This is a genomic window from Chryseobacterium vaccae, from assembly GCF_009602705.1.
GTDB classification, from domain to species: Bacteria; Bacteroidota; Bacteroidia; order Flavobacteriales; family Weeksellaceae; genus Chryseobacterium; species Chryseobacterium vaccae.
On the sequence record NZ_VSWH01000001.1, the window covers coordinates 4,971,218 to 4,986,774 of the forward strand.

A 15,557-nucleotide genomic window follows, 5' to 3' on the forward strand; every position below is an offset into this window, starting at 1 on the left:
AGATAAATAAAAAATAATATGAAAATTTAGTTAGCCTATTTTACAGATTTCATTGAAGTTTTTTTAAGATATTTGTGAGGTATTATATAATTCTTAGATACCATGAGCAATAACCGAAGAAGCTTTATCAAAAAACTGGGAATAGCAACAGCAGCACTTGCGGTAAACCCGTTAGATTTAATGGCTGGCGAATTACCTGAAAATAATAAACCCTTAAATAAGCCAATAGTCCTGTCCACCTGGAATTTCGGACTGAAAGCCAATGAAGAAGCCTGGACCATACTTGGAAGGGGAGGAAAAGCACTGGATGCCGTTGAAAAAGGAGTTCGCCTTGTAGAGTTAGATCCCAAAGAAAGAAGTGTTGGTTATGGCGGACGTCCGGACAGAGATGGAAGGGTAACGCTGGATGCCTGTATCATGGATGAAAACTATAATATTGGCTCAGTTGCCGCTTTGGAATACATCAAAAATCCGATTTCTGTTGCCAGAGCCGTAATGGAGAAAACACCACACGTTATGCTGGTAGGAGATGGCGCATTACAGTTTGCTTTATCACAAGGCTTTAAAAAAGAAAACCTTCTCACTCCGGATTCAGAAAAAGAATGGAAAGAATGGCTGAAAACAAGCCAGTATAAGCCCGTTGCCAATATTGAAAATCACGATACCATAGGAATGATCGCCCTGGATGCACAGGGAAATCTGTCAGGAGCATGTACCACCAGTGGAATGGCCTTCAAAATGCACGGAAGAGTAGGAGATTCACCCATTATAGGTGCCGGATTGTTTGTAGACAATGAAGTGGGAGCTGCTACTGCGACGGGGCATGGAGAAGAAGTAATCAGGACAGTAGGAACTCACCTGGTTGTAGAACTGATGAGACAGGGCCGGAACCCTCAACAGGCCTGTAAAGAAGCTGTGGAAAGAATTGTAAAGATCAATCAGAGAAGAAATAAAAATCTTAAAGATATTCAGGTAGGCTTTATTGCCTTAAATAAAAAAGGAGAATATGGTTCTTACTGCATTCAGGACGGGTTTAACTTTGCTGTTTACGATCAGAAAGGAAACCGCCTTGAAAAACCGGAATTTGCCTTGAAATAAAAGAATTAAAGGTTAGTCTTTTTTAAATCAGCGGAACCAGTATCCGGAATAATATATTCAATAGAAACGGACTAAATCCCGTTTAAAATTTTAATGATCAAGAACACATGAAAAGAACGATTATCGCATCCTTATTTTTAGTAATAGCCTGTAAAGAAGAGAAGAAAGAACCTATGGCGAAGGATGAACCACAAAAAGTAGAGGTAAAAGAAAATGTAGCAGCAGAAAATACCGAAGATGAATCTCAGGCAGCACAAAAGTGGCTGAAAGAAAATATCATAGCCTATTTTAAAACTGATCTTGGCAGCATGGATAAAGCGATGCAGAAAATAACGACCAAAGATTATTACGAGTATAAAACCGATGCCATGAATGTGGATATGGATGTTGACGGAAGTCTTACGGAAAAGGAATTTCAGGATAAATGGAAAACTAAATTTGATACTAAGAAAGCAGGAGTTGGTTCCGGGTTTCTTATTTCCGGACAGGACTGGATCAATGTTGAGGTTGGAAGCTGTGAACTGAAGTCTTCTTCAAAAGATTCATACCTGTTCAATGTCGTTTTAAATGATGATGGATTTAAAGCAAAATATCCCAGTCAGGTCAAGGTTGTAAAAGAAGATGGCAAATTCCTGATTGCAGACGTTCTTGAAGATCACTCAAATTAAATCAAAAAAATAAAATGTCAAAAATAGAAATAGCATGTTTCAATCCCGAATCAGCAATCATTGCTTTTGAAAACGGAGCAGACAGAATAGAATTATGTGACGGATTAAGCGAGGGAGGAACAACTCCGGATTTTGAAATAACAAAAGAGCTCAGAACAGAGATTGACATTCCTGTTTTTGTGATGATTCGCCCAAGAGGAGGAGATTTTACCTATTCAGAAGTTGAATTTGAACAGATGAAAACAGACTTGCTGCAACTAAAATCTTTAAATGTAGACGGTTTTGTATTCGGGATTCTGGATGAAAATGATGAAGTAAATATTGAACAAAATAAGACATTGGTTGAATTGGCAGAACCGCTTCCGTGTACTTTTCACCGTGCCTTCGACAGAGCGAAGAGTCTGGAAGAATCTCTGGAAAAAGTGATAAGCTGTGGTTTTAAAACCATTCTGACTTCAGGGCAGAAGCCTAATGTTTCAGAAGGAATGGAAAACCTGAAAAAGCTGGTTGAGCTTTCCGATGGAAGAATAGAAATCCTTGTCGGCGGCGGACTTCGTTCCATTAATATTGAAGAAATCAGAGACTTTACAAAAGCCGGTTATTTCCATTCTTCAGCGATTACAGATGGAGGTTCCATGGCCAATCCTGATGAAGTTATTGCATTGAAAAATAAATAATCTTAGCGATAGGGCCTACTTGAGAAGATCAAATACGGAATCCACAGAATCGTAAACAAACTTACCGATGAATAAAACTACTTTTTTTCTTTTTATATTTCTCTTCCTTCAGAACATTGCTTCTGCACAGTTTTCAGAACGCAGCCTGTCTTCTGAGAAATGGCAGTTTAAAAATGTAAAAGAAAAGAAGTGGCTAGCTGCAAAAGTTCCGGGTACTGTTCATCTTGATCTGATGGATAGCAACATCATTCCCGATCCTTTCAAAGATGAAAATGAAAAAAAAGTACAGTGGATAGAAAACGAAGACTGGGAATACCAGACCCGGTTCAGTATTTCTCAAAAAGAATTGACAAAACAGCACATCGATCTTGTATTCAACGGACTGGATACGTTTTCAGAGATCTATCTGAACGGAAAACTGCTGACAAAAACAGATAATATGTTCAGGAAGTGGGTAATTCCGGTGAAAGAATTTTTAAAAGAAGGCGATAATGAACTGAAAGTTAAATTCAAATCATCCGTTAAAGAAGGAAAAAAGCTTGCTGAAAAAGTTCCGTTCACCATGCCTGAGTCTCCGAGAAGTTTTGTAAGAAAAGCACAATATCAGTTTGGATGGGACTGGGGCCCAAGACTGGTAACCGCCGGAATCTGGAAAGACGTAAAACTGGAATTCTGGAGCCGCGCCAAAGTAAATAATATCCAGGTTCAGCAGCATACAGTAACGGATTCACTGGCTAAAATTTCTTTTAATATGGAAATCTTTGCTGAAGAAGAAGGGGAATATTATGTAGGAATTAATATCAACAAAGGAATACACCGCTTTAACCTTAAAAAAGGATTGAATACCATTGCTGTTCCCTACACCATTAAAAAACCAAAGTTGTGGCAGCCCAACGGATGGGGAAAACCCAATTTAATAAGAACGAAAATTACACTGTATAAATATAAGGGAGGGTGGATTATAAAAGACAGCGATGTAAGATATGGTCTCAGAACGGTAGAATTGGTTCAGGAAAAGGATGGAAAAGGAAAATCATTTTATTTTAAAGTGAACGGAAAACCTTTATATGCAAAAGGAACCAACTGGATTCCTGGAGACAGCTTTTCACCAAGGATCACCAAAGAAAAATACCGCAAGCTCATCAAAGATACCAAAGATGCCAACATGAATATGATCCGCATCTGGGGTGGTGGAATTTATGAAGATGATGAATTCTATAAAGCCTGTGATGAAAATGGAATTCTGGTCTGGCAGGATTTCATGTTTGCAGGAAGTTTTTATCCGGCTGATGATCATTTCCTGAAGAATGTAAAAGAAGAAGTGAAAGATCAGGCCCGCAGATTGCAGAACTATCCGTCAGTAGCTTTATGGTGTGGTAATAACGAAATTGATGAAGCCATTGTCAACTGGGGCTATCAGAAACAGTTTAAATATTCAAAAAATGATTCACTGCAGGTATGGAAAGATTACAGAAAACTTTTCCATGAAGTAATTCCCAATACCCTGAAAGAAAACCTTACCCCAGACAGAAATATATACTGGCCGAGCTCTCCGTCAATAGGATGGGGTCACAAAGAAAGCCTTACAGAAGGGGATTCCCATTATTGGGGTGTATGGTGGGGTGAACAGCCTTTTGAAATCTATAATGATAAAGTAGGACGCTTTATGTCAGAATACGGGTTTCAGGGAATGCCATCTTTAGAAGCGGTAAAATCCATGTTTTCAGGAACTTCTGACTTAAAACTGCAAAATCCTGTCGTTAAAGCCCATGAAAAACATTCCAGAGGATGGGAAATCATCAACGGATATATGAAACGGGATTATAAAATTTCCGAAGACTTTGTGAAATACAATTATATTTCCCAGTTGTTGCAGGCCCGCGGAATGAAGATTGCCATAGAAGCCCACCGCCGGGCAAAACCTTACAATATGGGAACTTTATACTGGCAGCTGAACGACTGCTGGCCTGTCGTTTCATGGTCTTCCATAGATTATCTTGGAAACTGGAAAGCTCTTCATTATCAGATGAAACGAAGTTTTGAGCAACAAGTAATTTTGACAGAAGAAAAAGACGGAATTTTAAATTTTTATGCAGTTAATGACGGTTTGGATCGATTTGATGATGTTAATATTGAAATCAGAGCTGTAAATTTTGATGGAAAAATTTTAGCGGATATCAACTCCGCTCCGGATGGAAAAGTACTGGAAAGTATCATTAAATTCGATCCGGTTGAAATTGAAAACCTGATTCCTGAAATCGATAAAAATAAAACATTTTTACAATTGACATTAAAAGACGGAAATGGGAAAACGATTGCACAGAATATTCATTTCTTTTCCAAACCCAACGAAATGAAACTTACAAAACCTAATCTTCAGGTTAAACAGATTTCCCCAACAGAAATTGAAATTTCTACAGACGTTCTTGCCAAAGATGTTTACCTGATGGGAGACACTCATTTCAGTGATAACTTCTTCGATCTGCTGCCCAATACTTCAAAAAAAATCACCCTTTCAAAACCATTGGATAAAGTTGATATGATGAGTCTTTGGGATGCATTGAGAGAATAGAATTTAAGTGGTAAATAATTAAATTCAAACAATAGTTTCAATAAAAAATTGATTTGGTAAGTTTTAAAAAAGTAATAAAATGGGAAGAAATACCTCAGTCTCTCTGGGAGACTATTTTGAAGATTTTGTAGATCATAAAGTTTCTGAAGGAAGATACAAAAATATTAGTGAAGTTATTCGTGCAGGATTGAGATTGCTTGAAGAAGAAGAAAATAAAATTCAACTTTTAAAAAGTGCAGTTCAGGAAGGATTAGACAGTGTATTGCTTCTGATTTCAACGCTGAAAAGCATTTGGAATTATTGAAAGTTAAAATGAAAAAATAATATCTTTCATATCTTATTTAAAATAGGAATCATACCCGAAAAAATATAAATATTACTCCTCCAACTGAAAAATCAGCCGTAAATTTGCAGAATATTTCTTTAACGTTATGGTAAATTTTGTTCTGATTGCAGTGTGCATTATAGCAGGAATGATATTCAAAGCAACAAAATCTATCCACCCCGATGCCCATAAAGGCATTAATACCTGGATTCTTTATCTTGCCCTGCCGGCAGTTTCTTTCAAATATCTGCCTAAAGTAAAATGGACTACAGAAATGCTGTTTCCTATTGCAGCTACTTTTCTGATCTCTGTGTTCTGCTTCTTCTTTATGATGTTTTACAGCAAAAGCAGAGGTTATTCAAGGCGTTCCAGAAGTACCCTTGAACTGGCAAGCGGTTATAGCAACACTTCTTTCATCGGGTTTCCGTTGATCAGTGCTTTTTACGGGGAAAGTCTGCTGAGTATCGCCATCATTTGTGATCAGACCATGTTTTTTGCCCTTTCAACATTAGGAATTATTGCCGCAGTAAAAGGCGGAAGCAGATCCGGAAAAGTAAGCGCTGTATTTATTTTAAAAAGACTGATCACATTTCCTCCGCTTATTGGTTGTATATCTGCTTTGGTACTCTCACAGTTCATCGATTTCACTTTTGCAGAACCTTTCTTTGATAAACTGGCAGCAACAGTAAGCCCTTTGGCTTTGTTTTCAGTAGGATTGCAGCTGAAATTCAACGGTTGGAAAAAGTTAATTCCGCAAATGTCCGCATCCATGATTTATAAATTGATTCTGGCGCCGGCCCTTGTTTTGGGGATGGCTTTACTTTTGGGAATAAAAGGAGATGTTGCCAAGATCACCATATTTGAAGCGGCCATGCCGACTTTGGTTACTTCCAGTATTATTGCTGAACAGTTCCGTCTCAATACAAAACTCACCAATCTCATCATTGGAGTCAGTATTATTGTAGGCTTTATCACCTCCGCAATGTGGTATCAGATTACAGAACTGCTTTTCTGAAACGCAAAGATTAATCTTTTTACTGCCTATTTTCAGAGAGTAGAATCAACACTGTTATTTTCGATGATGCAGATGTTGAATTAGTGAAAATATTATTTTGAAAACGTAAAGATTCAATTCCAATAAAAATTGCAGTTCTCTGAAGAAAAATCTAATTTTACACTTTAAAATTTTCCCTTGCAGTACGCCCAGATTGTTTTACCACTTAATTTGAAAGGATCTTTTACCTATAAAGTTCCCGAAGAACTGATGTCTAATATTCAGGCCGGAATGCGTGTTCTTGTCCCATTTGGAGGGAAGAAAATCTATACTGGAATTGTTTTTGAACTTCATGACAACGCTCCGGAAAGCTTTGTTGCCAAGGAAGTGATCAGTATTCTTGATGAAAATCCGATCCTGCCTGAAGAACAGATCCGTTTCTGGAAATGGCTTTCGGAATATTATCTGTGCGGATTAGGAGAAATCTACAGATTTGCGTTTCCTTCCTCCCTGAAGCTGGAAAGTGAAACGTACTTAAAATTAAAACCCAATGTAACCGTTGATTTTGAAAACCTGGATGTCAATGAAATGTATCTTATCCAGGCTCTGGAGGTCCGACAGCTGATCAATCTTACTGATATTGAAGCTTTTATTCCTAAGAAAGAAATTATTAAAACGATCAACTCCCTGATTGATCTGCAATATATTGAGATTGATGAGAAAGTTGCGGAAAAATATAAAGCGAAGGAAGTTGCCTATGTTAAAATAAATGATGAGGTTTTAAAGAACCAGAATCTGACGGATATTCTGATAAAACTCAACAGAGCTGCCAAGCAGAAAGATCTGTTTCTTGCCATTCTGGAAAAGCAGACAGAGCATCCTGAAATCCCTATTAAAAAAGCTGAACTCTTTGAGGATGGTTATTTTGGAAGTTCTCATTTTAAACCGCTTGCAGATAAAGGTCTTGTTGAAGAATATTATATGCAGAAGGACAGGATTGAAAGCTATGAAGGAGAAATTGAAGAGCTTGAAGAGCTTTCCGAATCTCAGAAAATCGCTAAATCTGAAATTGATGAAGCATTTGAAGAAGGGCGGAATGTATTGCTTCATGGAGTGACATCTTCCGGGAAAACCCATATTTATCTTGAAAAAATTGAAGAATGTATCAGCGAAGGTAAAAACGTACTTTTCCTCCTCCCTGAAATTTCTCTGACCAAACAAATCACTCAAAGGCTTGAAAAAAAGTATGGCAGACTGCTCGGATTCTATCATCAGAAGCTTACAGATTTTGAACGGGTGGAAGTATGGCGCAGAATCAGACAGAATGATATAAAAATTCTCATTGCGACAAGAAATGCCCTGTTCCTGCCTTTTCAGAATCTGGGACTTATTATTGTAGACGAAGAACATGATTCTGCTTACCGTCCGAGAGAAGTTTCCCCTTATTTCAATGCAAAAGATGCTGCTTTGGTTTTAGGGAATTTCTATAGAGCCGGAGTGATTCTGGGATCAGCGACGCCATCTGTAGAAAGCTATTACGCAGCCAGAAAAGAGAAAATGAAATATGTTTTCCTGAATGAAAGATTCGGAAATGTAAATCTGCCGGAATATGAGCTGATCAATTTTAAAGAAGCCCAGGAATCCAAAAAGGTCTCCGGAAATTTTTCTTTACACTTAATTGATGAGATCAAAAAAACACTGGCTGAAAAAAATCAGACCATCATACTCCATAACCGCCGCGGTTATGCCAATGTAGTGGAATGTGAGACCTGCGGTTACGTGAATTACTGCTCAAACTGTGATGTGGTAATGACATATCATAAAGCGGCTAACGAAATGAAATGCCATTATTGCGGCCAGAAAGCTTCAAAACCCAGAACCTGTCCGAAATGCTATTCCGAAAATCTTAACGAAAGAGGTGTAGGAGTGGAGCAGATTCATGAAGAAGTTTCCAAGTTGTTTCCTGAAAACGAAGTAGATCGGATGGATGTAGATTCCATGCGTAAAAAATTCGCCTACGAAAAACTCTATGAGAAAATAGAAGAAAGAGAAACGGATATCGTAGTCGGAACTCAGATGATTTCCAAAGGTCTTGACTTCGATCATATTGAACTGGTAGCCATTCCCAAGGCAGATTCGCTATTGTATGTCCAGGATTTCAGAGCGGAAGAAAGAGCTTATCAGCTGATTACGCAGGTTTCCGGAAGAGCGGGAAGAGTTTCCGGAAAAGGGAAAATCTTAATTCAGACTTATAATCCGGAACATTCGGTCTTTCAGCTGATCAAAATGAATAATCCTGCGAAGATCTACAAATACATTCTTACCGAACGTCAGAAATTTCACTACCCGCCGTTCACGAAACTGATTATGATTGAGCTAAAACACAGAAGAGAAGATAAAGCCAACCGTGCTTCCCAGTTTTTAGGTTCTGTTCTGAGGAAATACCTTCCCGGAGACTGTGTACTGGGGCCGGAAAAAGCTCAGATCGGAAAATTAAATAATTTATATCAGTTCCAGATTATGCTTAAACTCCCACGTGGAAAGAACTATGAAAAGTTCAAAACTTTGGTTTTGTTAAGTTTGAAAGAATTTGATGAAATTACTGCTTATCAAAGCATTAAAAAAGGTGTTTTTGTTGATTTTTAACAATTTTTAACAAAATTTACAGTCTTTTATAACGGGTAAGTGACCCTTTATCTGACAATAATTTCTACTTTTGGTCGTTAATTAGATGTTTGGCTTCTTTATTGAATGATGTAATCCATCATTTTTTATGGTGTCAAACTATAGAACAAAAAAAGATAGATGGTAAATTTCAGAAAATATATTTCAAGTGCAGCGGTATTGGCTTCTGGGTTTTTCCTTGCTCAATCTACCGTTTCTACTGTTCTTTACTCACAGGCTTACGACAATCAGAAAAATAGTTTGAATCTGCCTTCTCCCATCACATCGGTGGCAGAGAAAGCCGTTTTGTCAGCCAAAGAACTTGTAGACATTAATGTAAACACAATGGTAGCGGATCCCGTGCTGAAAAATGCAAATTGGGGATTCGTAGTGTATGACCCTAAAACGAAGAAAGTCATTTCTTCGTACAACGAAAGTTCTCCTTTGGTTCCGGCTTCTACTACTAAACTGCTGACTACAGAGACAGCAATGAGTTTATTAGGTGAAAACTACCGATGGATGACCCAGCTGGAATATTCAGGAACGATTGACGAAAACGGCACCCTGAACGGAAATCTTTATGTAGTGGGCAGCGGCGACCCTTCTCTGGGAACCAATAAAGCAGGTGCCTGGTCATACAGAGACATTGTTTCAGACTTCATGGGCGGACTTTCACGCGAAGGAATCAGAAAGGTAAATGGTGATATTATCATTCAGACAGCGCTTTTCAAAGGCAATATTACAAGGCTTCCGGAAAATGTTGTATGGCTTGAAAACAATAATTACTATCTGCCTGTAGGAACTACGCGGGAAATTAATCCAGCCAACGAAAAGCTGATTGTAAAAAAAGCAGGTTTCTCCTCTGAAAAAAAGTTCTTCTATGTTTCTCCATACGCCAATCAGATGGTTTATGCCGAAAAATATGACGGAAACGGAACTTTAACCACCAAATTGCCAGATGCTCCGGCTTACCTGGCCAATACCTTCAGAACCACCATGGTAAAAGGTGGAATTCCAGTTACTGGAAAGGTAACTCCTAAAATGACAGATGCGACCCCTGAAAGCAGAAAACTGGTTGCATCGTATAAATCCCCAACCTTAGCCGATATTATTTATTACACCAACCAGCACAGCGACAACTCGCTTGCCGAAGCGTTGTTGAAAACGGTAGGCTTCCAGAAAATGGGCGACCAGACCTCCGAATCAGGAAGAATGGTCGTAACCAGTCATTTGAAAGAATCAGATTTTGATATGCTTGGTTTAACTTATATGGACGGAAGCGGACTTTCAAGAAGCAACAATGTGACACCAATCTCTCAGGTGAAGTTTTTATCTTCTCTGATGGATGAAAAGTACTATAAAACCTACCTAAGCTCACTGCCAGTAGGCGGACAGTCCGGTACACTGAAAAGAATGTTTATCGGAACAGGAAACGGACAGGTTTTTGCTAAGACAGGTACCCTGAATAAAGTAAAAACTTTAGCGGGATACCTGAAGACCAATTCAGGAAAAACACTGGTTTTTTCTTTAATGGTGAACAACTATTCAGGATCTGTAGATATGGTAAAGAAGAGAATGGAAAAAATTCTTGAACCCGCTCTGGATCTGTAGAAAAATAATTATTTCAATAATATAAAAGCCTTTTAATCAATGATTAGAAGGTTTTTTTTATCTTTGGTTAAATCTAATGATCTGAGTATGATAAAATTTTATCTTTTAATCATAAGTATACTGGTTTCTCCTCTGTTTTATGGCCAGAAACAGGATTCTAACATTGAAATGAAAGGGCTGATCGCAAAGGAAATGAATGCTTTTTCCAAGAAAATGACCACTTTCAACGTCAATCCCAATACCCTGAACTATGATCTTCAGTACCAGAGGCTGGATGTATCTTTAGATCCGGAAGACCATATGATTACCGGATCAGCTACATCGCATTTTAAACCTAATCAATCCATCAGCAGTATTTATTTTGACCTGACAACTGTTCTTACGGTTTCCCAGGTACAATATCACGGGGTCAGTATTCCTTTTCAGCAGCTGGCTACCAAAGAAGTAAAAATAGATTTTCCGGCTTCCGTGCCTGCCAATACACTGGATTCTCTCACAATTCATTATTCCGGACCGCCATCTACTGAATATAATGCTTTCTCAATTGGTTTGCAGAGCGATGTACCGGTTCTTTCAACATTGAGTGAGCCTTATGGCGCACAGGATTGGTTCCCGACAAAACAAAGCCTCAATGATAAAATCGACCGGTTTGATTTTAAAATTACAACTCCCTCCCAATACAGTGTTGCCGCCAATGGAAAACTCATGTCTGAAAACGCTCTTCCGGGAGGGCAGAAACTGACTTTCTGGAGAACCATGTATCCGACAGCTGCTTATCTGATTGCGCTTTCTGTTACCAATTTTGTTAAAATAAACAGTACTATCGGCAATCCGCCATTTCCGTTTGTTAATTATGTGTATCCGTCTACCAATGGAAATACAACAAGCATGGATAATATAGAATGGACCAAACAAATCATGAATACTTTTGAAACCTATTTTGGTCCTTATCCTTTCCGCAATGAAAAATACGGGCACATGGAATTTAAGTACGGTGGTGGAATGGAGCATCAGACCATGACCTCCATGGGAGGCTGGACTAAACATCTTATTGCCCATGAGCTCGCTCACCAATGGTTTGGTGATAAAGTTACCTGCGGAGCCTGGAATGATATTTGGTTGAATGAAGGGTTTGCCACATTCGGGACACACGTTTCCAATGAAAAATTGATCATGACCCATGCTGAGTTTATGAATTACCTGATAAGCCAGATCAATATTATTACAACTTTTCCTGATGGAAGCGTATATGTACCGGATGGTGGTCTGCCAAGTGTAGGGCGGGTTTTCGATAACAGATTGTCATACATTAAAGGAGCCTATCTTTTAAGAATGATCAAATGGATATTAGGTGATACGGCTTTTTATCAGGCCATCAGAGAATACCATGCAAGGCCAGCTCTTGCTTACAATTATGTGAGAACTTCGGATTTTAAAGCTTCACTTCTTCAGTCTACAGGAAAAGATTTTACAGAGTTTTTTAATGACTGGCTGTATGGAGAAGGCTATCCGTCCTATACAACAAAATGGAGGCAAACCGGGAATCAGCTCCTGTTTAAAGTTTCCCAGACTCAAAGTTCACCAACAGTTAGCTTTTTTGAAATGCCTTTGCCTATAAAAGTTACGGGAACAGCCGGCGAAACTGCTTATTTTATCTTGAACAATACCTTTAATAACCAAGGATTTGTAGAAACAGTACCTTTTCCTGTAGCAAGCATTCAGTTCAATTATGAATACCAGATTCTGGAGAAAAATTCTACAGTGGTTCTGGATAATACATTGAGTGTCTCTTCTGTGGAAAAGGAAGATTTTGCACTGTATCCGAATCCTGCTAAAAACGAGCTTTATATTAAAGGAATACACAGAACTACTGAGTTTTCTATTCATACTGCAGACGGAAGGCTTGTTAAAAAAGGAACTTACCAGCCGGAAAAAGTGGTATCTGTTTCAGACCTGGTGCCTGGAACCTATATTTTCACAATACAAGAGAAAAATATAAAGTTTTTAAAACATTAAGAATATTAGAAAAGGTTAATTTTAAACCTAACTACAAAAGAAACAAAAGCTATTTGTACAGATGTTATGGTACCATAAAAGTTCTCAAAAGAATAAAAATCAAAGATTTTTGAAGATTATGTGTTCTCTTTTTTCATAGTAATGATCAACTTTAAATAAGGTATTTTGATCTTTTGTGTCTTTTGTGGTTTAATAAAAAAGTTTGAACCACTTTAGTATTAAGGTTCTTGGAGATTGTTAATTTTTCAATAAAAAAATCATCTTATTAGAAATATCTTTTATTTTTAGGGTAAAAAGTGTTTATTTTGTGTTCAGAATTAATTTCTGAATATGAAAACACTTTATTTTTTTGTTGCATGTGCATTGCTGTCACAGCCGTTTTACAGTCAGGACCGAAAGGAAAATATCGAAAGAAAAGGACTGGCTGCAAAGGAAATGCAGTCTTATGCCAACAAAATGGCCGCCGGTAATATCAACCCGAATACTTTAAATTACGATCTGCAGTATCAGAGGATGGATCTTACCCTCACTCCGGGATCGTCTAATATTTCAGGTTCGGTGACTTCTCATTTTAAACCGAATCAGAATATAGGAAGTATTTATTTCGACTTCACGAATGTACTTACGGTTTCCCAGGTGAAATATCATGGAACGAATATCCCTTTTCAGCAGTTGGCCACCAAAGAAATAAAGATCGATTTTCCGGCTTCAATTCCCGGGAATACGCTGGACTCGCTTACGATTCACTATTCCGGAGCTCCTACAGCAACGGATATTTTCTTTAATAACACGCAGGGCGGAACTCCTGTTCTTTCCACATTAAGTCAGCCTTACGGGGCGCAGGACTGGTTTCCGACAAAACAAAGTCTTAACGATAAGATCGACCGGTTTGATTTTAAAATTACAACCCCTTCACAATATAATGTAGCTGCCAACGGTAAACTGATGTCTGAAACCTCAGTTGCAGGAGGACAAAAACTGACATTCTGGAGAACGATGTATCCCACAGCTGCTTATCTGATTGCGCTTTCCGTTACCAATTTTGTTAAAATAAACAGTACGATTGGCAATCCGCCATTTCCGTTCGTTAATTATGTGTATCCTTCTACGAATGGAAATACAACAAGCATGGCCAATATAGAATGGACTAAGCAGATGATGGATACTTTTGAAACCTATTTCGGCCCTTATCCTTTCCGTAACGAGAAATACGGTCATATGCAGTTTACCTGGGGCGGAGGAATGGAACATCAGACGATGTCATCTATGGGAGGCTGGAGCAAAGATCTTATTGCTCACGAACTTGCCCACCAGTGGTTCGGTGACAAAATTACCTGCGGAACCTGGAATGACATTTGGTTGAATGAAGGTTTTGCTACTTTTGGTGAGCATCTGGCGTATGAAAAGCTCCTGATGACCAATAGCGAATTTTTAAATTACCTGCAGGGAGAGAAAACTTATATTACCGGTGGTGCCGGTGGAAGTACATATGTTCCTGATACAGGATTGTCTAACGTAAACAGAATTTTCGATGGTAGATTGTCTTATTCCAAAGGAGGATATATTGTAAGAATGATCAAATGGATTCTTGGAGATGCTGCTTTTTACCAGGCTGTGAAAGACTACCTTTCAAGACCGAATTTAGCGTATGGCTATGCAACAACCTCAGATTTTAAAGCTTCATTATTGCAGTCCACCGGAAAAGATTTTACAGAATTTTTCAATGACTGGTTGTACGGCGAAGGATATCCTATTTATACTACCCGATGGAAACAGACCGGAAATCAGATCAGGTTTAAAGTTTCCCAGACACAAAGTTCACCAACGGTTAGCTTTTTTGAAATGCCTTTACCTGTAAAAGTCATCGGAACAGCCGGACAGACCGCCTATTTTACCTTGAATAATACGGCAAATAACCAGTATTTTGTAGAAACGGTTGCTTTCCCGGTGGCCAGTGTGCAATTTAATTATGAATACCAGATTCTTGAAAGAAACTCAACGGTGATCCAGGATAATACACTGAGTGTGTCTTCTGTGGAAAAAGAAAATTTCGCCCTGTACCCGAATCCTGCCAAAAACGAAATGTATTTAAAAGGAGTTGACAGAGCAACGGAATATTCTGTCCATACAGCAGACGGAAGACTGGTAAGAAAAAGTATCTATCAGCCGGGACAGGCGATCGGTATATCAGACCTGATTCCGGGATCTTATATTTTTACGGTAAAAGAACAGCATATTAAATTCATTAAACGTTAAAAATATTTTAAAACAGGTTTTTAAAATACAACGATATTACGATTTCATTATTTTTGTTATTGTTAATTAAAACTTTTAACCAGAAATTGAAATTATGAGAATTTTATTACTGTTTTGTTTATTCGGAAGTGCATTTCTGTCTGCCCAGCAGGAGAACTGTAGCCTTAAAAAGTCTGAATTCATAGAAGCGACCGCGGTGGATAAAAATGATATTCTGTGTATCGCTAAAAATTCAGGAAAACCCAATACTGTATTTTATACCCTGGCGAGTTGGTGTGTGCCTTGTATAGAACATCTTCCTGATGCTCTTCAGCTCGAAAAAGATTACAATACCAGTGTGTACATTGTTTTGGTAGAAGGGGAAGATGACAGGAAAATAAACAGAGCCATGAGTATTGTGAAGAGCAGGTCCGCAGATGCAAAAATACTGGTGTTGAAAAATAAAAATTTCCCGGGAGGAGTTAAAAAGCGCAACAGGGCTTTTGCAGAGCAGATGACCCCGCCACAGTTTGAAATGATCCCAGATTTTTCCAAGTTTATGGTGGTGAATAATCAGGGAGAAGTAAAAATGGTAACCAACTGGAAAGATTATAAAAAATTAGATAAGAAAACCACAGAAAATGTACAGCAGATGCTGGCACATACCGTAATTCCGATCATTAAATAATCTGGTTTT

General features: G+C 38.3%; 10 protein-coding genes and 1 pseudogene. All 11 read left to right on the plus strand.

The features are described from left to right. Positions 1-102: 102 nt before the first annotated feature. The 11 genes and pseudogenes from FW768_RS22745 to FW768_RS22795 all read left to right on the plus strand — a co-directional run bounded on the left by FW768_RS22745 (position 103) and on the right by FW768_RS22795 (position 15,548). Complete coding sequence (locus tag FW768_RS22745) at positions 103-1,098, plus strand: isoaspartyl peptidase/L-asparaginase family protein (RefSeq protein WP_153399516.1); 996 nt, start codon at positions 103-105, stop codon at positions 1,096-1,098. Positions 1,099-1,205: 107 nt separating this feature from the next. Then, complete coding sequence (locus tag FW768_RS22750) at positions 1,206-1,766, plus strand: hypothetical protein (RefSeq protein WP_153399518.1); 561 nt, start codon at positions 1,206-1,208, stop codon at positions 1,764-1,766. Positions 1,767-1,780: 14 nt separating this feature from the next. Continuing rightward, positions 1,781-2,443, plus strand: a complete 663-nt coding sequence (locus tag FW768_RS22755) for a copper homeostasis protein CutC (RefSeq protein ID WP_153399520.1) — start codon at positions 1,781-1,783, stop codon at positions 2,441-2,443. Between the two features lie 67 nt (positions 2,444-2,510). Further along, positions 2,511-5,015 (plus strand): beta-mannosidase, encoded by a 2,505-nt coding sequence (locus tag FW768_RS22760; RefSeq protein ID WP_153399522.1) that lies wholly within the window; start codon positions 2,511-2,513, stop codon positions 5,013-5,015. A 79-nt stretch (positions 5,016-5,094) separates the two neighbouring features. Then, positions 5,095-5,339: pseudogene (locus tag FW768_RS22765) on the plus strand (type II toxin-antitoxin system ParD family antitoxin). Positions 5,340-5,446: 107 nt separating this feature from the next. Then, entirely contained in the window at positions 5,447-6,355 is a 909-nt protein-coding gene (locus FW768_RS22770; protein WP_153399524.1) for an AEC family transporter, read from the plus strand. A 177-nt stretch (positions 6,356-6,532) separates the two neighbouring features. Further along, on the plus strand, positions 6,533-8,980 hold the full coding sequence (gene priA / locus FW768_RS22775; protein ID WP_153399526.1) for a replication restart helicase PriA: 2,448 nt from the start codon (positions 6,533-6,535) through the stop codon (positions 8,978-8,980). A gap of 159 nt (positions 8,981-9,139) precedes the next feature. Next, the gene (gene dacB / locus FW768_RS22780; RefSeq protein WP_153399528.1) at positions 9,140-10,609 is read left to right on the plus strand and encodes a D-alanyl-D-alanine carboxypeptidase/D-alanyl-D-alanine endopeptidase; all 1,470 of its coding nucleotides are present in this window, start codon (positions 9,140-9,142) and stop codon (positions 10,607-10,609) included. 87 nt (positions 10,610-10,696) lie between these two features. Continuing rightward, positions 10,697-12,625, plus strand: a complete 1,929-nt coding sequence (locus tag FW768_RS22785) for a M1 family metallopeptidase (protein ID WP_153399530.1) — start codon at positions 10,697-10,699, stop codon at positions 12,623-12,625. Positions 12,626-12,955: 330 nt separating this feature from the next. Continuing rightward, positions 12,956-14,881 (plus strand): M1 family aminopeptidase, encoded by a 1,926-nt coding sequence (locus FW768_RS22790; RefSeq protein WP_153399532.1) that lies wholly within the window; start codon positions 12,956-12,958, stop codon positions 14,879-14,881. A 94-nt stretch (positions 14,882-14,975) separates the two neighbouring features. Next, positions 14,976-15,548, plus strand: coding sequence for a TlpA family protein disulfide reductase (locus FW768_RS22795; protein ID WP_153399534.1), 573 nt, complete (start codon positions 14,976-14,978; stop codon positions 15,546-15,548). Positions 15,549-15,557: the final 9 nt, after the last annotated feature.